The 22,472-nt window shown below is 72.3% G+C and carries 18 protein-coding genes, 1 tRNA gene and 1 pseudogene; 8 read left to right on the forward strand and 12 right to left on the reverse strand.

The annotated features are described in order from the left end of the window. Positions 1-79: 79 nt before the first annotated feature. The gene (gene rpsA / locus ACQ452_RS19500) at positions 80-1,573 is read right to left on the reverse strand and encodes a 30S ribosomal protein S1 (RefSeq protein WP_433386562.1); all 1,494 of its coding nucleotides are present in this window, start codon (positions 1,571-1,573) and stop codon (positions 80-82) included. 387 nt (positions 1,574-1,960) lie between these two features. Between rpsA and ACQ452_RS19505 the strand changes: the two genes are divergently transcribed. The 3 genes and pseudogenes from ACQ452_RS19505 to ACQ452_RS19515 form a co-directional block, all read left to right on the forward strand. After that, complete coding sequence (locus tag ACQ452_RS19505) at positions 1,961-2,764, forward strand: class I SAM-dependent methyltransferase (RefSeq protein WP_433386563.1); 804 nt, start codon at positions 1,961-1,963, stop codon at positions 2,762-2,764. 49 nt (positions 2,765-2,813) lie between these two features. Further along, on the forward strand, positions 2,814-3,035 hold the full coding sequence (locus tag ACQ452_RS19510) for a DUF2945 domain-containing protein (RefSeq protein ID WP_433386564.1): 222 nt from the start codon (positions 2,814-2,816) through the stop codon (positions 3,033-3,035). Further along, positions 3,022-3,366, forward strand: a pseudogene (locus tag ACQ452_RS19515) (DUF3140 domain-containing protein); the annotation flags it as partial. The gene ACQ452_RS19510 and the pseudogene ACQ452_RS19515, both read left to right, overlap by 14 nt. Positions 3,367-3,384: 18 nt before the next feature. Here the strand turns inward: ACQ452_RS19515 and polA are convergent. From polA to ACQ452_RS19555, 8 genes are all read right to left on the reverse strand, one after another. Next, complete coding sequence (polA, locus tag ACQ452_RS19520) at positions 3,385-6,087, reverse strand: DNA polymerase I (RefSeq protein ID WP_433386565.1); 2,703 nt, start codon at positions 6,085-6,087, stop codon at positions 3,385-3,387. A gap of 318 nt (positions 6,088-6,405) precedes the next feature. Next, positions 6,406-7,116, reverse strand: coding sequence for an ABC transporter ATP-binding protein (locus tag ACQ452_RS19525; protein ID WP_433386566.1), 711 nt, complete (start codon positions 7,114-7,116; stop codon positions 6,406-6,408). Continuing rightward, on the reverse strand, positions 7,106-7,927 hold the full coding sequence (locus tag ACQ452_RS19530) for an ABC transporter ATP-binding protein (RefSeq protein ID WP_433394248.1): 822 nt from the start codon (positions 7,925-7,927) through the stop codon (positions 7,106-7,108). Before ACQ452_RS19530 ends, ACQ452_RS19525 begins: the two co-directional genes overlap by 11 nt. Before the next feature lie 16 nt (positions 7,928-7,943). Beyond that, positions 7,944-9,053: a branched-chain amino acid ABC transporter permease gene (locus tag ACQ452_RS19535; protein ID WP_433386567.1), complete on the reverse strand. Its 1,110-nt coding sequence runs from the start codon at positions 9,051-9,053 to the stop codon at positions 7,944-7,946. Further along, a complete protein-coding gene (locus ACQ452_RS19540; RefSeq protein ID WP_433386568.1) occupies positions 9,050-10,000 on the reverse strand; it encodes a branched-chain amino acid ABC transporter permease in 951 nt (316 codons plus the stop codon). Before ACQ452_RS19540 ends, ACQ452_RS19535 begins: the two co-directional genes overlap by 4 nt. A 108-nt stretch (positions 10,001-10,108) precedes the next feature. Beyond that, a complete protein-coding gene (locus tag ACQ452_RS19545; protein WP_433386569.1) occupies positions 10,109-11,269 on the reverse strand; it encodes a branched-chain amino acid ABC transporter substrate-binding protein in 1,161 nt (386 codons plus the stop codon). Between the two features lie 259 nt (positions 11,270-11,528). Further along, positions 11,529-12,695, reverse strand: coding sequence for a hypothetical protein (locus ACQ452_RS19550; RefSeq protein ID WP_433386570.1), 1,167 nt, complete (start codon positions 12,693-12,695; stop codon positions 11,529-11,531). 59 nt (positions 12,696-12,754) lie between these two features. Then, positions 12,755-13,375: an ANTAR domain-containing response regulator gene (locus tag ACQ452_RS19555; protein ID WP_433386571.1), complete on the reverse strand. Its 621-nt coding sequence runs from the start codon at positions 13,373-13,375 to the stop codon at positions 12,755-12,757. Positions 13,376-13,479: 104 nt separating this feature from the next. Between ACQ452_RS19555 and ACQ452_RS19560 the strand changes: the two genes are divergently transcribed. Both ACQ452_RS19560 and ACQ452_RS19565 read left to right on the forward strand, forming a co-directional pair. Beyond that, positions 13,480-13,555: transfer RNA gene (locus ACQ452_RS19560), tRNA-Leu, on the forward strand. A 130-nt stretch (positions 13,556-13,685) separates the two neighbouring features. After that, the gene (locus tag ACQ452_RS19565) at positions 13,686-14,336 is read left to right on the forward strand and encodes a transcriptional regulator (RefSeq protein WP_433386572.1); all 651 of its coding nucleotides are present in this window, start codon (positions 13,686-13,688) and stop codon (positions 14,334-14,336) included. A gap of 22 nt (positions 14,337-14,358) precedes the next feature. On the opposite strand, the gene ACQ452_RS19570 is transcribed toward ACQ452_RS19565, so the two are convergent. Next, positions 14,359-15,519 carry a trans-sulfuration enzyme family protein gene (locus ACQ452_RS19570; protein WP_433386573.1) on the reverse strand — a complete coding sequence of 387 codons (1,161 nt, stop codon included), beginning with the start codon at positions 15,517-15,519 and terminating at the stop codon, positions 14,359-14,361. Between the two features lie 100 nt (positions 15,520-15,619). Between ACQ452_RS19570 and ACQ452_RS19575 the strand changes: the two genes are divergently transcribed. Both ACQ452_RS19575 and ACQ452_RS19580 read left to right on the forward strand, forming a co-directional pair. Next, positions 15,620-16,099, forward strand: a complete 480-nt coding sequence (locus ACQ452_RS19575; RefSeq protein WP_433386574.1) for an Lrp/AsnC family transcriptional regulator — start codon at positions 15,620-15,622, stop codon at positions 16,097-16,099. A gap of 62 nt (positions 16,100-16,161) precedes the next feature. Continuing rightward, complete coding sequence (locus ACQ452_RS19580) at positions 16,162-17,172, forward strand: LLM class flavin-dependent oxidoreductase (protein WP_433394250.1); 1,011 nt, start codon at positions 16,162-16,164, stop codon at positions 17,170-17,172. 220 nt (positions 17,173-17,392) lie between these two features. Here ACQ452_RS19580 and ACQ452_RS19585 read toward each other — a convergent pair whose 3' ends face one another. After that, positions 17,393-19,660 (reverse strand): cellulose binding domain-containing protein, encoded by a 2,268-nt coding sequence (locus tag ACQ452_RS19585; RefSeq protein ID WP_433386575.1) that lies wholly within the window; start codon positions 19,658-19,660, stop codon positions 17,393-17,395. Between the two features lie 259 nt (positions 19,661-19,919). Between ACQ452_RS19585 and ACQ452_RS19590 the strand changes: the two genes are divergently transcribed. Beyond that, on the forward strand, positions 19,920-21,353 hold the full coding sequence (locus ACQ452_RS19590) for a pyridoxal-dependent decarboxylase (protein WP_433386576.1): 1,434 nt from the start codon (positions 19,920-19,922) through the stop codon (positions 21,351-21,353). A 93-nt stretch (positions 21,354-21,446) separates the two neighbouring features. Here ACQ452_RS19590 and ACQ452_RS19595 read toward each other — a convergent pair whose 3' ends face one another. Continuing rightward, positions 21,447-22,370: a sulfite exporter TauE/SafE family protein gene (locus ACQ452_RS19595; protein WP_433394252.1), complete on the reverse strand. Its 924-nt coding sequence runs from the start codon at positions 22,368-22,370 to the stop codon at positions 21,447-21,449. Positions 22,371-22,472 lie beyond the last annotated feature (102 nt).

The following is a 22,472-nucleotide window of genomic DNA, read 5'->3' on the forward strand; positions in this document are numbered from 1 at the left end:
GTGGGTGGGAGAAGCGGACGGGCCCCGCCCCCGGCGATCTCACGATCGCGGGGACGGGGCCCGTGCGTCACTCAGCGGGTCACTTGCCGCCGGCGAGCTTCTCCCGCAGAGCGGCGAGCGCCTCGTCGGTGGCCAGGGTGCCGGCCGGCTCCTCGGCCTGGCGGCTCGGGGCCGCGCTGGTCGAGGTGGTGGTGCCACCACCGGTGACCGGCGGAGCCGGGTTGGCGGCAGCCTCGGCGTCGGCGGCACGGGAGGTCTGCACCTGCTTGGTGTGGGCCTCCCAGCGCAGCCGGGCCTCGGCGTACTGCTGCTCCCAGGTCTCGCGCTGCTTGTCGTACCCCTCGAGCCACTCGCCCGTCTCCGGGTCGAAACCATCCGGGTAGATGTAGTTGCCCTCGGTGTCGTACGTCGCGGCCATGCCGTAGAGGGTCGGGTCGAAGTGCTCCTCGCCCTCGACGAAGCCCTCGTTGGCCTGCTTGAGCGACAGCGAGATCCGGCGACGCTCGAGGTCGATGTCGATGACCTTGACCATGACCTCGGAGCCGACCTGGACGACCTGCTCCGGGATCTCCACGTGGCGCTCGGCCAGCTCGGAGATGTGGACCAGACCCTCGATGCCGTCGTCCACCCGGACGAACGCGCCGAACGGCACCAGCTTGGTGACCTTACCCGGCACGATCTGCTGGATCGCGTGGGTGCGGGCGAACTGACGCCACGGGTCCTCCTGGGTCGCCTTCAGCGACAGCGAGACCCGCTCGCGGTCCAGGTCGACGTCCAGGACCTCGACCTCGACCTCCTGGCCCACCTCGACGACCTCGGACGGGTGGTCGATGTGCTTCCAGGACAGCTCGGAGACGTGCACCAGGCCGTCCACGCCGCCCAGGTCGACGAACGCGCCGAAGTTGACGATCGAGGACACGACGCCCTTGCGGACCTGGCCCTTCTGCAGCTTGTTGAGGAACTCGGTGCGCACCTCGGACTGCGTCTGCTCGAGCCAGGCCCGGCGGGACAGGACCACGTTGTTGCGGTTCTTGTCCAGCTCGATGATCTTGGCTTCGAGCTCGCGGCCGACGTACGGCTGCAGGTCGCGCACCCGACGCATCTCGACCAGCGAGGCGGGCAGGAAGCCACGCAACCCGATGTCGAGGATGAGGCCACCCTTGACCACCTCGATGACCGAGCCGCGGACGACGCCGTCCTCGTCCTTGATCTTCTCGATGGTGCCCCAGGCCCGCTCGTACTGCGCCCGCTTCTTCGAGAGGATCAGACGACCCTCCTTGTCCTCCTTCTGGAGGACCAGGGCCTCGATGTGGTCACCAACCGAAACGACCTCGGCCGGGTCCACGTCGTGCTTGATCGACAACTCACGAGAGGGAATGACACCCTCGGTCTTGTAGCCGATGTCGAGCAGGACCTCGTCCCGATCGACCTTGACGACGGTGCCTTCGACAATGTCGCCGTCGTTGAAGTACTTGATGGTCTCGTCGATCGCGGCGAGGAAAGCCTCCTCGGAACCGAGATCGTCGTGGGTGACCCGGGTGGCGCTCGAGGGGGCCTCGATGCTGCTCGTCATGTGGGCGGTTGCTCCGGTCGGATGGTGTGTCACAGCAGGCTGGTGTGTCGCAGTGACCTGTTCGCGCCAGCGGATCCGTCGCCGGGCACACCGAACGATCGCCGTGAGAAGATCATTAGTGGCTCCGGTTGACCGCGCACCTGCTCCCTGCCGAGGCACACGATCCGCGAGCGCATCGTCCAGCCTACCCGCTGCATTACCACAGCGTGCAAGCCCTCCCGTCCTCTCGACGCCTCGCCTGCTGCGAAAGCGGAGATTTCGGCAGGATGCCGTCCCGCATGTCGCGTCCGTCACAGCCGCACCGTCGTGAACGGTAACGCCGCGCCCGACCAGCCGTACGGCTGGGGCCTACCGGCCTGCGGCGGCGCCGGGGCCTAGCGTGGGCGCGTGGATGACGACAACCGGGTGACCCGGCGCCGGGTCGGCAACGCCGAGGCCCGCCGGGCCAACCGGCACTGGTGGGACGGCGACGCCGACGACTACCAGGCCGAGCACGGACGCTTCCTCGGCGACCTGGACTTCGTCTGGTGCCCCGAGGGCGTGCGGGAGGCCGACGTACGGCTGCTGGGTGACCTGGCCGGGCGGCGGGTGCTGGAGCTCGGCTGCGGTGCCGCCGCCGCCGCACGGTGGCTGGCCACCCAGGACGCCCGACCGGTCGCCCTGGACCTGTCCGCCGGGATGCTGCGGCACGCCGCGCTCGCCGCCGCACGCACCGGCGTACGCGTGCCGCTCGTGCAGGCCGACGCGCTGGCGCTGCCCTTCGCCGACGCCGCGTTCGACACGGCCTGCACGGCGTTCGGGGCAATTCCGTTCGTGGCCGACTCGGCGGCGGTCATGCGCGAGGTGTTCCGGGTGCTGCGCCCGGGTGGCCGGTGGGTGTTCTCGGTGACCCACCCGATGCGGTGGATCTTCTTCGACGACCCCGGCACCGGTGGGCTGACGGCCGTGCACTCCTACTTCGACCGCTCCCCCTACGTCGAGCAGGACGAGGCCGGCGACGCCACCTACGTCGAGCAGCACCGGACGCTCGGCGACCGGCTGCGGGAGCTGGTCAGCGCCGGGTTCCACCTGCTCGACCTGGTGGAACCGGAGTGGCCCGAGGGGCACGAGGGAATCTGGGGGCAGTGGAGCCCGCTGCGTGGCCGCCTCTTCCCCGGCACCGCCATCTTCGTCGCCGAGAAGCCCGCCTGAACGGCGACGCCCGCCGTTTCGGGCCATCGGCGCCGGGTAACCGCGCGCCATGGCCGAGCAGCACGAGTTCCGCGAGGGCGACCGGGTCTCCTGGGCCAGCCACGGCGGCCGGGCGCACGGGGTGGTCCAGGAAAAGATCACCGAACGGACGCGGGTACGCGGACACACCGCGAACGCGTCCCCCGACCGCCCGCAGTACCGCATCCGCAACGCCGACTCGGGCCGGGACGTCGCCCACCGACCGGAGGCGCTGCGCCATGAGCGGGGCTGACGAGGGGCGCGACACCTACCGGGAGTTCACCGAGGCGGTGAACATGAAGCCGGCCGAGCTGTCGAAGTGGCTGGAGACCGACGAGTCGAAGCGCGTCGGCTGGCACAGGGGCGGGCGCTCCGGCGGCGGCGAGTCCGTCGGGCACGACTCCGGCCGGAAGATCATCAACCTGCTGCGGCGCAGGCGCGGCGAACTCTCCGAGGGCGACTACCGGCACATGCGCAAGGTCGTCGGCTACGTCCGCCGGCACATGGCGCAGCGCCCCTCGGGCGAGGTACGCGACACGAAGTGGCGCTGGTCGCTGATGAACTGGGGCCACGACCCCCTCAAGTGAGCGCGCGGGGAGGCGTCAGTGGTCGGCGCTGTTCCAGTCCCGCCCCTCGCCGACGGAGACCTCCAGCGGCACCGAGAGCGGGTGCGCCGCGCCCATCTCCCGGCGCACCAGCGCCTCCAGGGCCTCCCGCTCGCCGGGGGCGACCTCGAAGACCAGCTCGTCGTGCACCTGGAGCAGCATCCGCGAGCGCAGGCCCGCCTCACGCAGCGCGGTGTCGACGTGCAGCATGGCGACCTTGATGATGTCGGCCGCCGAACCCTGGATGGGAGCGTTGAGCGCCATCCGCTCGGCCATCTCCCGGCGCTGCCGGTTGTCGCTGACCAGGTCGGGCAGGTAGCGCCGGCGGCCCAGGATGGTCGAGGTGTAGCCGTCGCGGCGGGCGCGTTCGACGACCGCCTGGAGGTAGTCGCGCACCCCGCCGAAGCCGGCGAAGTAGTTCTCCATCAGCCCGCGCGCCTCCTCGGCGGTGATCCCGAGCTGCTGGGAGAGGCCGAAGGCGCTCAGCCCGTACGCCAGGCCGTAGTTCATGGCCTTGATCTTGCGGCGCTGGTCGGCGGTGACCGCGTCGACCGGCACCCCGAAGACCGACGAGGCGGTGACGGCGTGGAAGTCGGCGCCGGAGTTGAACGCCTCGATGAGTGCCTCGTCCGACGACAGGTGCGCCATGATGCGCATCTCGATCTGGCTGTAGTCGGCGGTGAGCAGGCACTCGTAGCCCTCCCCCACCACGAAGGCGCGGCGGATCCGCCGCCCCTCCTCCGTGCGGATGGGGATGTTCTGCAGGTTGGGCTCGGTCGAGGAGAGCCGGCCGGTGGCCGCCACCGTCTGGTTGAAGGTGGTGTGGATGCGGCCGTCGTCGGAGACCGACTTGAGCAGCCCGTCGACGGTCGTCTTGAGCTTGGCCACGTCCCGGTGGCGCAGCAGGTGGCCCAGCACCGGGTGCGGGTTCTGCGCGTGCAGCCACTGGAGGGCGTCGGCGTCGGTGGTGTAGCCGGTCTTGATCTTCTTGGTCTTGGGCAGGCCCAGCTCGCCGAAGAGGATCTCCTGCAACTGCTTCGGCGAGCCGAGGTTGAACTCCCGGTCGACCGCCTCGTACGCCCCCTGGGCGGCGGCCTTCACCTCGGCGGCGAAGTGCGCCTCCAACTCGGAGAGGTAGTCGGTGTCGGCGGCGATGCCCGTGCGTTCCATGCCCGCGAGCACCCGCATCAGCGGCAGCTCCACCTCGGCCATCAGCCGCGCGGACTGCTCGCCGTCGCGGGACAGCTCGGCGTCGATCGCGTCTGCCAGGTCGAGGGTGGCGCGCGCCTGGAGCATGAGGTTCTGCTCCGCCGCGCCGTCGTCGCCGAGCCCCTCGAGGGTGAGCTGGCCGGTCTCGGGGGCGTCGACGCGCAGCTCGCGGTGCAGGTAGCGCAGCGCCAGGTCGGTCAGGTCGTAGGACCGCTGGTCCGGGCGGGCCAGGTAGGCGGCGATCTGGGTGTCGCGCAGGATGCCCGCCAGGCTCCAGCCGTGCGCGGCGAACGCCAGCAGCGCCGGCTTGCTGTCGTGCAGCACCTTGGGCCGCCCGGCGTCGGCCAACCAGGCCGCCAGGGCCGCCTCGTCGGCCGGCTCCAGCGTGGCGGGGTCGAACCAGGCCGCCGCGCCCCCGCCCGCGGCGGCCAGCGCCAGCCCGGTCACCGAGGCGGTGTGCCGCCGGTTGGGGCCCGTGTCAAGCTTCGCCGCCACACCCACGGGGGTGCCGTCCGGGGCGTGCGTCTCGAGCCAGCCGGCGATCGAGCCGGGCTCGGTGAGCACCTCGCCGGCCAGGTCGAAGCCGGACTCGGCCTCCGGCTCCACCGCCTCCAGGTATTGGTAGAGCCGGTCGCGCAGGATGCGGAACTCGAGGGTGTCGAAGACCTGGTGGACGGCCTCGCGGTCCCAGCCCTCCCAGCGCGCGTCCTCGGGGCGCAGCGGCAGCTCCAGGTCGGAGACGAGACAGTTGAGCTCGTAGTTGCGGATCACGTCGGCGAGCCGCTCGCGCAGGCTGTCGCCGGCCTTGCCCTTGATCTCGTCGGCCCGCGCGACGACCCCGTCGACACCGCCGTAGAGGTTGATCCACTTCGCGGCCGTCTTCGGGCCGACGCCGGGCACACCGGGCAGGTTGTCGCTGGTCTCGCCGACCAGGGCGGCCAGGTCGCGGTAGCGCTCGGGGGCGACGCCGTACTTCGCCTCGATCGCCGCCGGATCCATCCGGGCCAGGTCGGAGACGCCCTTGCGCGGGTAGAGCACGGTGATCTGGTCGCCGACGAGCTGGAACGCGTCCCGGTCGCCGGTGCTGATCAGCACCGACATGCCCTGGTCGCGGGCCTGGCAGGCGAGGGTGGCGATGACGTCGTCGGCCTCGAAGCCCTCCTTCTCCACCACCGGGATCCGCAGCGCCGCGAGGACCTCCTTGACCAGGCTCACCTGACCCTTGAAGTCGGTCGGGGTCTCGCTGCGGCCGGCCTTGTACTCCGCGTACCTCTCCGTGCGGAAGGAACGGCGGGAGACGTCGAAGGTGACCACGATGTGGGTGGGCCGCTCGTCGCGCAGCACGTTGATCAGCATGGACGTGAAGCCGTAGACCGCGTTGGTCGGCTGCCCCGTCGTGGTGGAGAAGTTCTCCACCGGCAGGGCGAAGAACGCCCGGTATGCCAGGGAGTGTCCGTCGACGAGGAGCAGGCGCGGCGTCGTAGCTGTCACGGCAGCGACTCTAGCCGTCCGCTGTGACACTCCGGGACACCGGCACGGACCCACCGCACCCTGCCGGACCCCGCACGCCGGGACGCGGGACCCGCCGCCGCGACGCGGACCCGCCGCACGTTCGCGCCCGGCGACGCGGACCGGCGGACGTTGGCGCCCGGCGACGCGGCCGGGCGCACGGCCGGGCGGACCCGGCGGACGCGGCCGGGCGCACGGAGGCCGTGACAGCGACCGCCGGCGCGGCCCCGGATGGGGCCGCGCCGGCGGTACCGACCCGGCGCACCCGCCGCGACGGGTGCGCTCCTCGACTGCGGCGGGTCAGGCCACGCCGAGGTACGCCTCCTTGACCGCCGGGTCGTGCAGCAGTTCCGCGCCGGTTCCGGTCTTGACGATCCGGCCGGTCTCCAGCACGTACGCCCGGTGCGCCCGGGCCAGCGCCTGCTGGGCGTTCTGCTCCACCAGCAGGACGGTGGTGCCCTGCTCGTTGATCTCGACGATGATGTCGAAGATCTGCTGGATCAGCATCGGCGCCAGACCCATCGAGGGCTCGTCGAGCAGCAGCAGCTTCGGCCGGCTCATCAGCGCCCGCCCGACGGCCAGCATCTGCTGCTCGCCGCCCGAGAGGGTGCCGCCGGCCTGCTTGCGCCGCTCGGCCAGGCGCGGGAAGAGGCCCAGCACCCGGTCGAGGTCCTTGGCGATGCCGGCCCGGTCGCGCCGGGTGTACGCACCCATGTCCAGATTCTCCAGCACCGACATGCCCGGGAAGATCCCGCGGCCCTCGGGCGCCTGGCACAGCCCGCGCCGGACCCGCAGGTCCGCCCGGAGCTTGGTGATGTCCTCGCCGGCGAAGCGGATGCTGCCGCTGGCGACCGGCCGGATCCCGGAGATGGCCCGCATCGTGGTCGACTTGCCGGCGCCGTTGGCGCCGATCAGGGCGACGATCTCGCCCTCGTCCACCGTCAGGCTGATGCCGTGCAGCGCCTGGATCCGCCCGTAGAGCAGGCTCACATCGTCGATCTCAAGCAGCATCGTCCGGCACCCCCAGGTACGCCGCGATCACCTTCGGGTTCTCCCGCACCTCGGCGGGCAGCCCGTCGGCGATCTTCTTTCCGAACTCCAGCACCACGATCCGGTCGGTGACCCCCATGACCAGGCGCATGTCGTGCTCGATGAGCAGCACGGTCACGCCGGTGTCGCGGATCTGCCGGATGAGCTGGAGCAGTTCCTCCTTCTCCGCCGGGTTGAAGCCGGCGGCCGGCTCGTCCAGGCAGAGCAGCACCGGGTCGGTGGCCAGCGCGCGGGCGATCTCCAGCCGCCGCTGCTCGCCGTAGGAGAGGTTGCGGGCGTACTCGTGCGTCCGGTCGCGGATGCCGACGAACTCCAGCAGGCGGTCGGCCTTCTCCCGGCTCGCGCGCTCCTCCTTCCAGTACCTCGGCAGGCGGAACAGCGCGGAGACGACGCTGGTCTTGTTGTGCGCGTCCGCGCCCACCAGGACGTTCTCCAGGGCCGTCATCTCCGGGAAGAGGCGGATGTTCTGGAACGTGCGCGCCATGCCCATCTTGGTGATCTGGTGGCGCTTCTTGCCGCCGAGCCGCTCGCCACGGAACCGGATCTGCCCCTCGGTGGGCTGGTAGATGCCGGTCATGGCGTTGAAGCAGGTGGTCTTGCCGGCGCCGTTCGGGCCGATCAGGCCGAGGATCTCGCCCTTGTAGAGGGTGAAGTCCACCTCGTTGAGCGCGACCACGCCGCCGAAGCGCAGCGTGACCTTGTCGACCTCCAGCAGCGGCTCCCGGGTGGGCACCGCCTCCACGGCGGGCGCGCTGGCCTGCGCCGGAACCACCGGCGTCTGTTCGGTGTCACTCACCGACGGTCACCTCCTTGCGGCGATCCTTGAACTCCGCCGCACGTCGTCGGTTGGGGATCAGACCCTCCGGCCGGAAGATCATCATGATCACCAGCACCAGGCCGAAGAACAGGAACCGGTACTCGTACAGCTCGATGCCGAACAGCTCGATGCCCCGGAACCGCTCGATCATGTACGCCACCAGGCCGCCACCGACGATCGCGCCGACGATGTTGCCGGAGCCGCCGAAGATGACCGCGGCCAGGATGATGATCGAGTTCAGGATCTCGAAGTTCTGCGAGTTGACGAAGTTCTGCTTGCCCGCGAAGAGCGCGCCGGCCAGGCCGGCGATCGCGGCGCCCGCGGCGAACGCCCACAGCTTGAACTTGAACGTCGGCACGCCCATGAGCTGCGCGGCGTCCTCGTCCTCCCGGATGGAGATCCAGGCCCGCCCGACCCGGCTGTGGGTCAGGTTCCGCACCCCGATCACCACCAGGATGATCAGCGTGAGCACCAGCCAGTAGTACGGCCGGGCGTCGAGCACACCGAAGACCGGCCGGCCGTCGGCGTACTCCCCCGGGGGGTGCGGGATCTGGTTGAAGCCCCGCTGGCCCTTGAGGAACTCCGAGCTGACCGCGCCGATCCGGATCATCTCGGCGAAGCCGAGCGTGACCAGCGCCAGGTAGTCGCCCCGCAGTCGCAGGGTCGGCGTACCGAGCATCACGCCGGAGAGCATCGTCAGGGCGATCGCCACCGGCACCGCCAGCAGCCACGGCCACAGCGCCTTGACGTCGCTGCTCGGCGACGTCAGCACCGCCACGGTGTACGCGCCGACGGCGAAGAAGCCGAAGTAGCCCAGGTCGAGCAGGCCGGCGAAGCCGACCACGATGTTCAGCCCGACGGCCAGCAGCACGTAGATCGAGACGGTGAACATCACCTGGGTGAAGTTCGCGCCGGGGGTCGGGATCGGCCCGAGGTACTGGTAGAACTCCTTGTTCGGCAGCGCGTAGAAGAACGCGATCACCGCGATCAGCAGCGCCCAGCGCACCCAGCGTGGCGCTCCGCGCCACCGTTGCCCGGCCGCCTCGCGGCCGGAGCGCACCTTGTCCAGGACGGTCGTCATGCTCGTGCCCTCCCCAGCGACTCACCCAGCAGGCCCGTCGGCCGGAACATCAGCAGCACCACCAGCAGCGCGAACGCGGCGAAGTCCTTCCACTCGCTGCCGAACAGGCCGGAGGCGTAGTTCTCGATCACGCCCAGCAGCAGGCCGCCGACGAGCGCGCCGCGCAGGTTGCCGATGCCGCCCAGCACCGCGGCGGTGAACGCCTTGAGGCCGAGCAGAAAGCCGACGCTGTAGGTGAGGGTCTGGATCCGGACGTCGTAGAGCAGGCCGGCGACGCCGGCCATGCTGCCGCCGGCGATGAAGACCATCAGGATGATCCGGTCCTTGTTCACACCCATCAGCGCGGCGGTGTTGGCGTCCTGGGCGACCGCCCGGATGCCGCGACCGACCCGGCTGCGGTTGATGAACATGTCCAGAGCGACCATCATCACCAGCGCGGAGCCGAGGGTGAGCAGTTGCACCGCGTCGATCGGCACGCCGAAGACGTGGAACAGCGGGTCCTGGCCGACCAGGATCGGGGCGCCCTGCGGGCGGCGGCGGGTCCAGACACCGAACGCCTCGGAGATGGCGATGGACGCGCCGATCGCGGTGATCAGGAAGGCCAGCGGCGGCGCGTTGCGCTTACGCAGCGGCCGGTACGCCACCCGCTCGATCACGGTGGCCGTGCCGGCGGAGGCGATCGCCGCGACGATCATGGCCACCAGAAGGTAGAACATGATCGACCCGATGCCGCTGACCTGCGAGTCCTGGTCGAGGCCGAAGCCGTTCCAGGTCCAGATCGCCGCGAACGCGCCGGCGATGAAGACCTCGGAGTGCGCGAAGTTGATGAGTCTCAGCACGCCGTAGACCAGCGTGTAGCCGAGCGCGACCAGGGCGTAGATCGCGCCCTGGGTCAGGCCGGTCACCGTGTATGTGCCGAAGTTGGAGAAGAGGTCGTCGAAGTTCAATGAAGGGACGCTCCATCGGGGTCTGGAGAGAAAAATGGGGTGCGGCCGGGAGCGAGGCTCCCGGCCGCACCCGCGATCACCACTCAATCGCCGTCGCAGCGACCGGCGTCAGGACTTCGGGATCTCCTGGTCCGGAACGACCTTGCCGCCGACGACCTTGAACGCCCAGACCTTCACCTGCGCCGGGTCGAGCTCGCCGCCCTCGACGAACTTGTAGGACGCCGCGACACCCTCGCCGCTGTAGCCCTTGACGAACTCGAGCAGGGCCGGACGGGTGGTCTTGCCGGCCTTGATGCCGGCGAGCAGGATGTTCGCCGCGTCGTAGGCGGTGTCGCTGTAGGTGCCCGGCTCGCTGCCGTTGAGGGCCTTGTACTCCTCGATGAACGTGCCACGGGCCTCGGCGGCCGGCTGGCACGGGCAGGTGAGGATGGTGCCCTCGGCCGCCGCCGCACCCGCGGAGGTGATGTACGCGGCGTCGTTCACGCCGTCGCCGGCGACCAGCGGAGCGGTGACCCCGGCAGCGGTGAGCTGCTTGCGGATCAGGCCGGCCTCCTGGTAGTAGCCGCCGTAGAAGATCGCCTTGACGTTGGCGGCCTTGACCTTGGTGACCACGGCGGAGAACTCGGTCTGCTTGCCCTCGCCCTGGACCTTGTCCGAGCCGACGACGGCCGGGCCGAGCAGCTTCTTGACCTCGTCGGCCAGGCCGGCGCCGTAGGCGGACTGGTCGTCGATGACGTAGACCTTGTCGGCCTTGATCACGTTCTTGATGTAGTTGCCGGCCGCCGGGCCCTGGCTCAGGTCGTTGCCGACCGCGCGGAAGAAGGTCTTCCAGCTCTGCTTCGCCAGGGTGGGGTTGGTGGCGGACGGGGTGATGGTCACCAGGCCGGCCTCGTTGAACAGCGGTCCGGCGGCCTCCGACTCACCCGAGTAGGCCGGGCCGACGATGCCGAGGATCTTGGTGTCGTCGATGGCCTTGGACGCCAGCTGCGGGGCCTGGTCCGGGCTGCCCTGCGAGTCCAGGGGAACAAGCTCGACCTTGCAGTCGGCGTTCTCCTTGTTGTACTTGTCGACCGCCAGCTTGACGCCGTTGTTCTCGTTGATGCCGAGCGCCGCCGAGCTGCCGGTCAGCGCGCCGAAGAACGCGATCTTGTTGCCACAGGCGTCGCCACCGGACGCCGTGTCGTCGCTACCGCTGGAGCATGCGGTGCCGCCAGCGACGAGCGCCAGCATGGCGACTCCGCCGATAACGCGCGCGAGCTTCTGCCTCAAGGCCCGAACCCCTCCTCCGTCCCAGGTCCGAACCACCCGCTGCCGATTGGCCCTTGCGGGGACGGACGAACCAGACCGTCGTCGCCGGTCTGGGGCCGGACGCTATCCCACCTTTCAGCTGTGATGAAAGCCCCAGGGGTGGGGGTTGACCGAACCGTTACACGCCGTGGCGGATTCGAAACGATCACTGTAAGAACCGTCGGTGGCGACGGCTCCTCACCTTCGGATCGTCGGTAACGCCTCGAAGCCCGTCCGCCCCCTACCGATCGACAGTCGGCACTGTCGCTGACCAGGCATGCGACGCCTTCCCGTCGTCGGAGACCAACAACAGTCGATCGCCCTGCGCCGCCACCGCCACGGCGGCGTCCCCGCCGGCGGGGACCGCGGCCGGCATCACCGCCGCCCGCCACCGGCCCCCCGCGTCCACACCGACCCACAGTCCGTGACCGTCGCCGTCGCCCGTCACCGCGACCAACCCCCGCCCGGCCGCCACCAGGCTCTCCACCGAGGACACCCCCGCCCCGGTCGCGCCGAAGCCGCCCACCCGCCGCCACCCGTCACCGGCCTGCCGCCAGACCCCGAACCCGTCGGCCAGCGGCCCGACCGCCACCGCCGCGCCGTCCACCACCGCCACCCGCTGCGCCGGGCCGCCACCGTCCGGCGCCGGCAGCGACACCCGCCGCCACGCCCGCCCGTCGGCCGAACTCCAGGCCAGCGGCGCCAGCCCCGTCGCGCCGGGCGGCAGCACCGCCCCCACCACCCACCAACCCGACGGCACCGCCACCGCGTCGTACGCGAACGTCCGCCCGCGACCGTCACCGGCAAGCTCCGGCACGCCCTCCCGGATCGTGAACCGCCCGCCGTCCGGCGACGTCCAGACCGCCGCCCCGCCGACCCGCGTCCCCGCGATCAACCAACCGGCCGGACCCGCCGCCAACCGCGCCACGCTCACCGCCCGCGGCCCGGCGTACAGCTCGAAGGGGGCGGGCGCCTCCCGGAGCTGCCCGCCCGACGACTGCGACCAGGTGCCCGTGCGGGGATTGCCGTGCGCCCCGCCGTTCTTGGCCCCGAGCGCCGCCAACCGGCCGTCGCGGCAGGCGGCGGCGTAGAGCACGTGCTGGCGACCGTAGAAGCTCGACGGCGACACCGGCAGCGCCGACCACGACCGGCCGTCCCCGCTGTGCCAGGCCGCCGGCCGGGTCTGCCCCGCCGCGTTCGCCAGCGCACCGACCACGTACCACCGCCCGCCGCAGCTCACGGCGTCACGCAGCAGCACCCGGCCGGGCCCGCCCGACGGCGACGCCGGCAGGGTGAGCGGCTGCCACCGCGGCCGCAACGGCTCGTCGGCCGGCGGCACCGGGGCCCGCCCGCACCCGGCCAGCACCGCGAGGAACCCGAGCAAGGCCACCCGCCGCCGCATCCGCATGCATGGGATGCTATCGATCGACGGCTCCGCAGCGGGCTCCCCGGCAGCGCGGCGGCGCGTCAGGCGGTCGGCTGGGCGACCTCGCCGCCGGCGGTCTCGGTGAGGATCCGCTCCGCGACCTGCTTCATGGTCATCCGGTGGTCCATCGCCGTGCGCTGGATCCACTTGAAAGCCTGCGGCTCGGTCATCCCGTACGCCGTCATCAGCGCGCCCTTGGCGCGCTCGACCGTCTTGCGGATCTCCAGCCGGTCGGTGAGCCCGGCGACCTCCGCCTCCAGGGCGGCGACCTCCGAGTAGCGCGACAACGCGATCTCCACCGCCGGCACCAGGTCGCTCTTCTGGAAGGGCTTCACCAGGTATGCCATGGCGCCCGCCGCCCGGGCCCGCTCCACCAGGTCACGCTGGCTGAACGCGGTCAGGATGATCACCGGGGCGATCCGGGCGCCCGCGATCCGCTCAGCGGCGGCCAGCCCGTCCATGATCGGCATCTTGATGTCGAGGATGACCAGATCCGGCTTGAGCTCCTCGGCGAGCCGGACGGCGGTCTCCCCGTCGCCAGCCTCACCGACGACCTCGTACCCCTCCTCGACGAGCATCTCGGCAAGGTCGAGCCGGATGAGCGCCTCGTCCTCGGCGATCAGCACACGCCTGCGCTCGACGTCCGTCTGCGTCTCGGCCACGAGCCACTCCCACCAGTCTGTGCTCGACACCCGCGGTGCCGGGTGTCGCCACCCTTAGCGTAGTGGGTAACCTATGTGGCGCCGCCACAGCGTTGGGCGAGGCCGTCCCCGTATTCCAATGGCAGAGAAACGGAGCTCAAACCTCCGACAGTGTGGGTTCGAATCCCACCGGGGACACCAGAACTGTCGTACGGTCGCACGAGACTCGTCCTGTGCACGCACCAGAGACACGCGCCCGCGCACGGAGGATCCACCTCGCCGGCGGGCGGTCGCAGCGGCCGCCCGGGCCGTCGGCCTCCCCTACCGCACGGTGTGGGAGTGGTGCCGTGAACGGCCGGAGCCCCTGATCCGACCCACGGCCGAGCGCTGCTTCCGCTGCCGTCGTGACGTCGGTGATCCGACAGACCCCCGCGCCTACAGCTACCTGCTGGGCCTTTATCTGGGAGACGGCCACCTGGTCGTCACCGCGCGGGTGCCGGTGCTGCGGATTTCCTGCGGCAACGCCTGGCCGGGCCTGATCGGCGCCTGCGACCTTGCCATGCGTGCGGTGCTGGCGACGAAGGTCCAGCGGGTCCGCCAGCAGGGCTGCGTCAGCGTGCAGAGCTACGGCAAGCACTGGCCGTGCCTGTTGCCGCAGCACGGGCCGGGCATGAAGCACGACCGGCCGATCAGGCTCGCCGAGTGGCAGCGGACGATCGTCGGCGCCCATCCCGGCGATTTCCTCCGCGGCCTGTTCCATTCCGACGGGTGCCGGGTCGCCAACCGGGTGCGGGTGCGCGGCAGGGAGTACGTCTACCCGCGCTACATGTTCGTCAACGAGTCGGCCGACATCATGGGCCTCTGCCGGTGGGCCTTGGACCTGCTCGGCGTCGCCTGGCGGATGAACCGCCGCAACTGCCTGTCGGTGGCCCGCCGGGAAGCCGTCGTCACTCTCGACCGCCACGTCGGCCCGAAGTGCTGATCCGGCGGGCGCACCTGCCAGGTCAGCCCAGTTCGGCGAGGGCCCGGGTCAGGTCCGCGCGCAGGTCCTCCGGGTCCTCCAGGCCCACTGAGACACGCAGCAGCCCTCCGCACGGCTTCGCCTCCCCCTCGACGGGCCGGTGGGTCAGCGAGGCCGGGTGCTGGATGAGGGTGTCGACGCCGCCCAGCGACACCGCGTGTGTGATCAGCCGGCAGGCGTTCGCGACGGCGGACGCGGCGGACGCGCCGCCGCGTACCTCGAAGGCGAAGAGGCTGCCGGTGCCGCTCATCTGCCGTCCGACGAGCCCGGCGGGGTCGTGCAGCGACGGGTGGTGCACCCGCGCGACGGCCGGGTGGGCGGCGAGCCAGGCGGCGAGCTTCTCGGCGCCGGCCTGCTGGGCGCGGACCCGCAGCGGCAGGGTCTGCAGGCCACGGTGCAGCAGGTACGCCCCGAGCGGGTGCAGGATCGCGCCGGTGAGCGCGCGGACCTGGCGCAGCCGGGCGGCCCAGTCGGCGTCGCAGGCGACCACGCCGGCGAGGACGTCGCCGTGCCCACCGATGCTCTTGGTGGCGCTGTGCAGCACGAGGGCGGCCCCGTGCCGGGTGGGCTGCTGAAGCACGGGGGTCGCGACGGTGTTGTCGACGAGCAGCGGAACGTCGCCGGCGGCCCGGGCGAGCGCGGCGATGTCGACCAGGTCGAGGGTGGGGTTGGCCGGGGTCTCGGCGACGACCAGGGCGGTGTCGGGGCGGACGGCGGCGGCGACCTCCTCCGCGCGGGCCCAGGTGACGGTCGTGCCGAGCAGGCCGGTGGCGAGCACGTGGTCGGTGCCGCCGTAGAGGGGCCGGACGGCGACGACGTGACGCCGACCGTCGCGGGCGGCGGCGAGCAGGGTGGCGGTGAGGGCGGCCATGCCACTGGCGAAGGCCACGGCGTCGGTGGTGCCCTCCAGTTCGGCGAGGGCGGTCTCGAAGCGGGCCACGGTGGGGTTCCACAGCCGCTGGTAGACGGCGCTGCCGCCGGCGGGGAGCGTGCCTCCGGTGGCGAGGGCCTCGTACGCGTCGCCGCCGGCGTCGACCGATGGCAGCGGGTTGGTGGTGGAGAAGTCGATCGGTGGCACGTGGACGCCGAGGGCGGCGAGGTCGTCGCGGCCGGCGTGCACGGCTCTGGTGTCCACGGTCGTCATGCCGGAAGGATCGAACGGAGCACCGACCGGAGACAATAGTTCCGAAGATGATTCGGAAATTTCCCTTGGTGGCGCGGCTCGTTCGATGGAGGATGCCCGCATGCCCATTGCGACGAAGAATGTGCGGCGGTTCGCCGACCTGGACGACACTGACCGGGCGATCCTGGCGGAGCTGGCCGCCGACGGGCGGTTGCCCAACAACGCCCTCGCCGAGCGGGTCGGCGTGGCCCCCTCGACCTGCCTGACCCGCACCCGCGCCCTGCGCGAGCGCGGAGCGATCCTCGGGTTCCACGCGGAGGTGGACCCGGCGGCCGTGGGGCTGCCGTTGCAGGCGCTGGTGTCGGTGCGGCTGACCGCGCACGAGCGGGCGGCGGTGAACGCGTTCCGGGCCCGGTCGGTGCGGCTGCCCGGGGTGGTGGCGGTGTTCCACGTGGCGGGCGCGGAGGACTACGTGCTGCACGTGCGGGCCGCCTCGGCGGACGCCCTGCGCGACTTCGTGCTCGACCACCTGGCCGTGGACCCGGCGGTGCTGCACACCCAGACCAGCCTGATCTTCGAGCAGGCGCGCGGCATGGGATGACCCGACGCGCGGGGCGGCCCGGCGGGGGAACAAACCCGAGGTGGGCGGGGTTGACCAACCGTGTGATCAACGTACCGCTCTCTGTCCTCGACCTCGCCCCCGTCGCGGCCGGCGCCACCGCCGGCGAGGCGCTGCGGCACACCACCGAGCTGGCCCGGCGCACCGAGGAACTCGGGTACCGCCGGTTCTGGGTCGCCGAGCACCACAACATGCCGGCGATCGCGAGTTCCGCCCCGGCGGTGCTGCTCGCGCACCTGGCGGCGAACACGTCGACGATCCGGCTGGGCTCGGGCGGGGTGATGCTGCCCAACCACGCGCCGCTGGTGGTCGCCGAGCAGTTCGGCACGCTGGAGGCCCTGCACCCGGGCCGCATCGACCTCGGCATCGGCCGCGCCCCCGGCACCGACCAGGTGACCGCGCTGGCGCTGCGCCGGACCATGGACGGGCTGTCGGCGGAGGGCTTCCCCCGGGAGCTGGCGGACCTGATGAACTACTTCAGCGGCGAGCGGCCGGGGCAGATCACCGCGACCCCGGGCCTCGGCGAGCAGCCGGCGGTCTGGCTGCTCGGCTCCAGCGGGTTCAGCGCCCAACTGGCCGGCCTGCTGGGCCTGCCGTTCTCCTTCGCGCACCACTTCAGCGCGCAGAACACGGTGCCCGCGCTGGCGCTCTACCGGCAGCACTTCCGGCCGTCGAAGTGGCTGGACGAGCCGTACGCGATGGTGGCCGTCAACGCCGTCTGCGCGGACACCGACGAGCGGGCGCTGTGGCTGGCGGGGCCGGCGGCGCTGTCGTTCCTGCGGCTGCGCTCGGGCCGGCCGGAGCCCCTGGCCACGCCGGACGAGGCGGCGGCGTACCCGTACACGGAGGCGGAGCGGGAGTTCGTGCGGCAGCGCCGCGACGGGCAGGCCACCGGCTCGCCGGAGACGGTCCGCCGTCAGCTCGGCGAGCTGCTGGCGCGCACCGGCGCGGACGAGCTGATGCTGACCACCCTCGTGTACGACGTGGCCGACCGGGTGCGCTCGTACGAGCTGATCGCCGAGCAGGTGGCCGGTGGCCTGCGCCGCGAGGGCTGAAACACGATCTTCACGTCGCCGTCACCGGGGCGACGCGCGCCCTGCCTAGTCTCTTACTCGGTGGTGGTACGGCAGCTCCGGTCGGGACGGGTCGGGGATGCCGCGGTGTGGGGCACCGGGCCGGAGCTGTGCGGATTCCGCGGCTGCGGCCCGGTGCCTGTTTCACCCCGTGACCGGTCGGCGGAGCGCCACGAGGCGCCGTCGCCGGCCGAACACCCGCTCAGCGCAGGTGGATGTCGGGCGTGGGCGGGGCGGCCATGCCGTCGCCGAGGAAGAAGCCCGGGTGCGGGGGCTGGTTGTAGGCGGTGTTCTGCCAGGCGACCGCGACCCGGTACTGCGGGTCGTGCATGAGCGTGTGGATCCGGGTGCCGGTGGGCGTGGGCGTGCTGTAGATCCGCAGGGCGCGGCTGTCGCTGGTGCGCCAGACGACCTCCTCCCGCCAGTCGCCGAACAGGTCGGCGGAGAGCGCCGGGGTGGACTTGGTGCCGTTGCTGGCCGCCACGCCACTGCCGGTCAGCAGGCGGGTGTCGCCGCCGGTGCCGTACTTGTCGATGCGGGTGCCGTCGAGCAGTTCCCGGACGGGGTCGCCGTCCCACCAGGCGAGGAAGTTCGCCGAGGACGGCCGGCGCCCGACCGCGGCTCCGCCGGCGTTGTAGAGGTCGCCCATGTGGGTGCCGGCGCCCCAGAACTCGGCGCCGGGGCTGCCGGCGTACACGTCGGCGGCGACGCCCCGGCCGGGGCCCTCGGCTCCCCCGTTGTTCGGCCGCTGCCAGACGACCTGGCCGGTGCGGGCGTCGTGCAGGTCGGCCGCCGGCTGGTTGCCGGACTCGTGGATCGTGAAGACCTCCAGCCCGGCGCGGCCGGGGACGAGGTCGCCGACGTGCAGGGCGTCGCCGTGACCGAAGCCGGTGGCGTACCTGAGGCGGCCGTCGTCGTCGACGGTGGCGGAGCCGTACACGATCTCCTGCCGGCCGTCGGCGTCGACGTCGGCGACGGAGAGGTTGTGGTTGCCCTGGCCGAAGGCGGCGCCGTTGCCCGAGGCGTTCGAGTCGAAGGTCCAGCGCTTGCGCAGGGTGCCGTCGCGGAAGTCCCAGGCCGCCACGACCGCCCGGGTGTAGTAGCCGCGCGCCATCACCAGTGAGGGACGCCGCCCGTCGAGGTAGGCGGTGGCGGCGAGGAACCGGTCGACGCGGTTGCCGTAGCTGTCGCCCCAGGAGGAGACCGTGCCGCGCGGTGGGTCGTAGGCGACGGTGGAGAGGACCGCGCCGGTGCGGCCGTCGAACATGGTCAGGTACTCGGGGCCGGCGAGGACGTAGCCGCTGGAGTTGCGGTGGTCGGCGGTGGCGGAACCGATCACCTGCCCGGTGCCGGAGCGGGTGCCGTCGGCGGTCTTCATGGCCACCTCGGCGCGGCCGTCGCCGTCGTAGTCGTACACCTGGAACTGGGTGTAGTGGGCCCCGGCGCGGATGTTGCGGCCCAGGTCGACGCGCCACAGCCGGGTGCCGGTGAGGGTGTACGCGTCGACGTACACGTTGCCGGTGTGGCCGGACTGGGAGTTGTCCCTGGCGTTGGAGGGCTCCCACTTGACCACGAACTCGTAGTCGCCGTCGCCGTCGAGGTCGCCGACGGAGGCGTCGTTGGCGGTGTACGTGTAGTTCTCGCCGCTCGGCGTGCTCGCGCCCGGCGGCACCTGCAACGGCACGTCGAGGTGACCGGCGGGGAACTGGAGCGCGGCCGCGGAGGCGGCCTGCTCGACGCCGCCGACCACGGCGCGCACGGTGTAGGTCGCGTCGGCCGCCGCGCCGCTGTCGAGGTGGTTGGTGGCCCCGGTGATCGGGCTGCCGTTGACCCTGGTCGCGCCACGGTAGAGGTTGAAGGCCACCCCGGCGGTCTCGGTGCCGAGCAGCCGCCAGGAGACCAGGTTGCCGGTGCCGGAGCGGACGCTCACCAGCCCCCGGTCGAGGTCCTCCATCTGCACCGCCCCGGCCGGGGGCGGAGTGGTGGGCGGCGGGGTCGTGGGCGGCGGCGGGGTCGTGGGCGGTGGACTGCTCGGCGGCGGGGTGGTCGGGCCGACGGTGGGACCGGCGCCGGCGCAGGTGGTGCCGTTGAGGGCGAAGCCGGTCGGGGGCGGGTTGCTCCCGGCCCAGGAGCCGGTGAGGCCGAACCCCACGCTGCCGCCCGTGGCGATCACCGCGTTGTAGTCGACGTTGCCGGCGCTGACCTGGGCGCCGGACTGGCTGACGACGGCGTTCCACGCCTGGGTGACCTGCTGGCCGGCGGCGTACGACCAGGTGAGGGTCCAGCCGTTCACCGGGTCACCCAGGTTGGTGACGGTGACGTCGGCGCCGAAGCCGCCGGGCCACTCGTTGGTGACCCGGTGGTCGACGCGGCAGCCGGCGGCGGACGCGGCGGCGGCGAGGGTGGGCAGCGGAGCGGCGACGAGTGCGGCGGCGGTGAGCAGCGCGACCCGGCGGGGGGTGACGGGCATGGGGGTGCCTCCGGGGAGGTCGGGCGCGCGGCGACCGTCGCCGCCGGCCTGCCCTTGCCGGCGGGAGGCACGCCGCGCTGGCGGCGGTGTGTCCGACGTCGCCGATTGCGGCCCCGGCACCGCTGGTGCGGCACCGTGCTGCGGCGCGGCGGCGTCGGGGGGGGGTGGCTCCGCGCACCTGCGATGCTAGGGCAAGCGCTTTCTCGGCACAATCCGTCGCGACCTTGCCTCCGGGCCCGATTCTTGATCGACTCAGCCCGTGGCTGAGCACATGACCCCGGACGAGTTCCGCCGCGCCGGGCACGCCGTGGTGGACTGGGTCGCCGACTACTGGGCGACGGTGGGGCGGCGACCGGTGACCGCGCAGGACCCGCCCGGGGCGGTGGCCGCCCGGCTGCCGGCCGGCCCGACCGAGCACGGCGAACCCGTCGAGGCGGTCCTGGCCGACCTCGACACCCTGATCATGCCGGGGCTGACCCACTGGCAGCATCCGCGCTTCTACGGCTATTTCCCGGCCAACACGTCGGGCCCCAGCGTGCTGGGCGACCTCGTCAGCGCCGGGCTGGGCGTACAGGGGATGCTCTGGGCGACCGCACCGGCGTGCACCGAGCTGGAGACGGTGATGCTCGACTGGCTCGCCGACCTGCTGGGCCTGCCGCCACGGTTCCACTCCGGCTCCGGCGGCGGTGGGGTGATCCAGGACTCGGCGTCCTCCGCCACGCTGGTGGCGACCCTGGTCGCGCTGCACCGCGCGGGCGGCGGCCGGTGGCGCGAGGTCGGCGTCGACCGCCGTTACCGCGCCTACGCCTCCACCCAGGGCCACTCGTCCATCGAGAAGGCCGCCCGCATCGCCGGGCTGGGTGCCGACGGGGTACGCCCGGTCGAGGTCGACCCGCGGACGCTGGCGATGTCCCCGGCGGCGCTGCGCGCGGCGATCGAGGCGGACGTGGCCGCCGGCGTCGTACCGGCGATCGTGGTGGCCACCGTCGGCACCACCTCCACGACCGCGATCGACCCGCTGCCCGAGATCGGGGCGATCTGCGCCGAGTACGGAATCTTCCTGCACGTCGACGCCGCGTACGCGGGGGCGGCGGCGGTCTGCCCGGAACTGCGCTTCGGTCACGCCGGCCTCGAGTACGCCGACTCGTACTGCTTCGACCCGCACAAGTGGCTGCTCACCGGCTTCGACTGCGACGCGTTCTGGGTGGCCGACCCGGCCGAGCTGATCGAGGCGCTGAGCGTACTGCCCGAATACCTGCGTAACGCCGCCACGGAGTCCGGCGCGGTGATCGACTACCGGGACTGGCAGGTGCCGCTGGGCCGCCGGTTCCGCGCGCTGAAACTCTGGTTCGTGCTGCGCTGGTACGGCGTAGAGGGGCTGCGGGCACACATCCGCTCCGGGGTGACGCTCGCCGCCCGGTTCGCCGACCGGGTCCGCGCCGACGACCGGTTCACGGTGGTCGGGGCGCACCCGTACTCGCTGGTGTGTTTCCGACTGGCGGCGGGCGACGAGGTCAACGAGGAGCTGCTGGCCCGGGTCAACGCCACGGGCCAGGTGCACCTGACGCACACCCGGGTCGACGGTCGCTACACGCTGCGGCTGGCCGTCGGCTCACCGCAGACCGCCGAGGTCGACATCGACGAGGCGTGGACCCTCCTCGCCGACACGGCGACCGCCCTCCTGCCCCGCTGACCCCGCCGCCGCGTCCCGCGTCCGGTCCGTGGGTTGCGGTGGGAGGTGGCCCCGCCGGGGCGCGTCCGTTCGCCGATCTGCCCGGCGGGCCGGTCAGCGGCGGCCGGCGACGGCCGGCTCGGCAGCGGCCGGGTTCGGGGTCGGGGCGACGCCCTGCTCGCGTCGGGTGCGCAGCAGCGCCCGGACGGCCAGGGCGAAGGCGACCGCCCAGGCGACGGCCAGCAGCACGTAGACGGTCGGCGGGGTCGGGCCGCCGAGGTCGGCCGCGCGCATCAGCGTGCGGGCGTTGGTCAGCACGATCACGCCGCCGATCGTCGCGCCGAGCAGCTGGGCGGGGACGACCCGGACCAGCCAGGCCGCGAGGGGCGCGGCGATCAGGCCGCCGACGAGCAGCGCGCCCACGATGGGCAGCAGGAAGCCCTCCGAGCCGAGGCCGATCAGGAAGCCGAGGCTGGCCGCGCCGGCGACCACGAACTCGGACGTGTCCACCGAGCCGATCACCTTTCGCGGCTCCAGCCGCCCGCTGACCAGCAGCGCGGGCGTGGCGACCGGGCCCCATCCGCCGCCGCCGGTGGCGTCGACGAAACCGGCGACCAGCCCGAGGGGGCCGAGGAAGCGGCCCCGCAGCCGGCCGCCGCGCCGCTGCGTACGCAGTGGACGGGAGAACCGCACCAGCAGGTACGCGCCGAGGGTGAACAGGATGCCGGCCATCCAGGGCGCGGCCGACTCGGTGGAGATCGAGCTGAGCAGGGTCGCGCCCACGAACGCGCCCACGGCGCCGGGCAGCGCGATGCGGCCGACGACCCGCCAGTCGACGTTGCCGAACCGCCAGTGCGCCACCCCGGAGGCGAGCGTCGTACCGATCTCGGCCAGGTGCACGGAGGCCGACGCGGCGGCCGGGGTGACCCCGACGAGCAGCAGCAACGTGGAGGAGGTCAGCCCGTACGCCATGCCGAGCGCGCCGTCGACGAGTTGCGCGGCGAGCCCGACCAGCGCGAGGACCAGCAGCTTGCGCACGAGCGCCCCCTGTCTTTTCGGCATCTCCTATCGACTTGGTCGACAATGCGGCACGGGGCGGGCGCCGGTCAAGCCGCCGACCGGTCGGTGAGACGACAGATG

The sequence above is a fragment of the Micromonospora sp. KLBMP9576 genome (genome assembly GCF_050941805.1).
Taxonomy (GTDB): domain Bacteria; phylum Actinomycetota; class Actinomycetes; order Mycobacteriales; family Micromonosporaceae; genus Micromonospora.

Excerpts from the sequence above, each read along its gene's own strand:
- rpsA (WP_433386562.1), bottom strand. The coding sequence starts at position 1,573 with ATGACGAGCAGCATCGAGGCCCCCTCGAGCGCCACCCGGGTCACCCAC.
- ACQ452_RS19575 (WP_433386574.1), top strand. The coding sequence starts at position 15,620 with ATGCCCATTGCGACGAAGAATGTGCGGCGGTTCGCCGACCTGGACGAC.
- ACQ452_RS19525 (WP_433386566.1), bottom strand. The coding sequence starts at position 7,116 with ATGCTGCTTGAGATCGACGATGTGAGCCTGCTCTACGGGCGGATCCAG.
- ACQ452_RS19550 (WP_433386570.1), bottom strand. The coding sequence starts at position 12,695 with ATGCGGATGCGGCGGCGGGTGGCCTTGCTCGGGTTCCTCGCGGTGCTG.
- ACQ452_RS19585 (WP_433386575.1), bottom strand. The coding sequence starts at position 19,660 with ATGCCCGTCACCCCCCGCCGGGTCGCGCTGCTCACCGCCGCCGCACTC.
- ACQ452_RS19570 (WP_433386573.1), bottom strand. The coding sequence starts at position 15,519 with ATGACGACCGTGGACACCAGAGCCGTGCACGCCGGCCGCGACGACCTC.
- ACQ452_RS19535 (WP_433386567.1), bottom strand. The coding sequence starts at position 9,053 with ATGACGACCGTCCTGGACAAGGTGCGCTCCGGCCGCGAGGCGGCCGGG.
- ACQ452_RS19510 (WP_433386564.1), top strand. The coding sequence starts at position 2,814 with ATGGCCGAGCAGCACGAGTTCCGCGAGGGCGACCGGGTCTCCTGGGCC.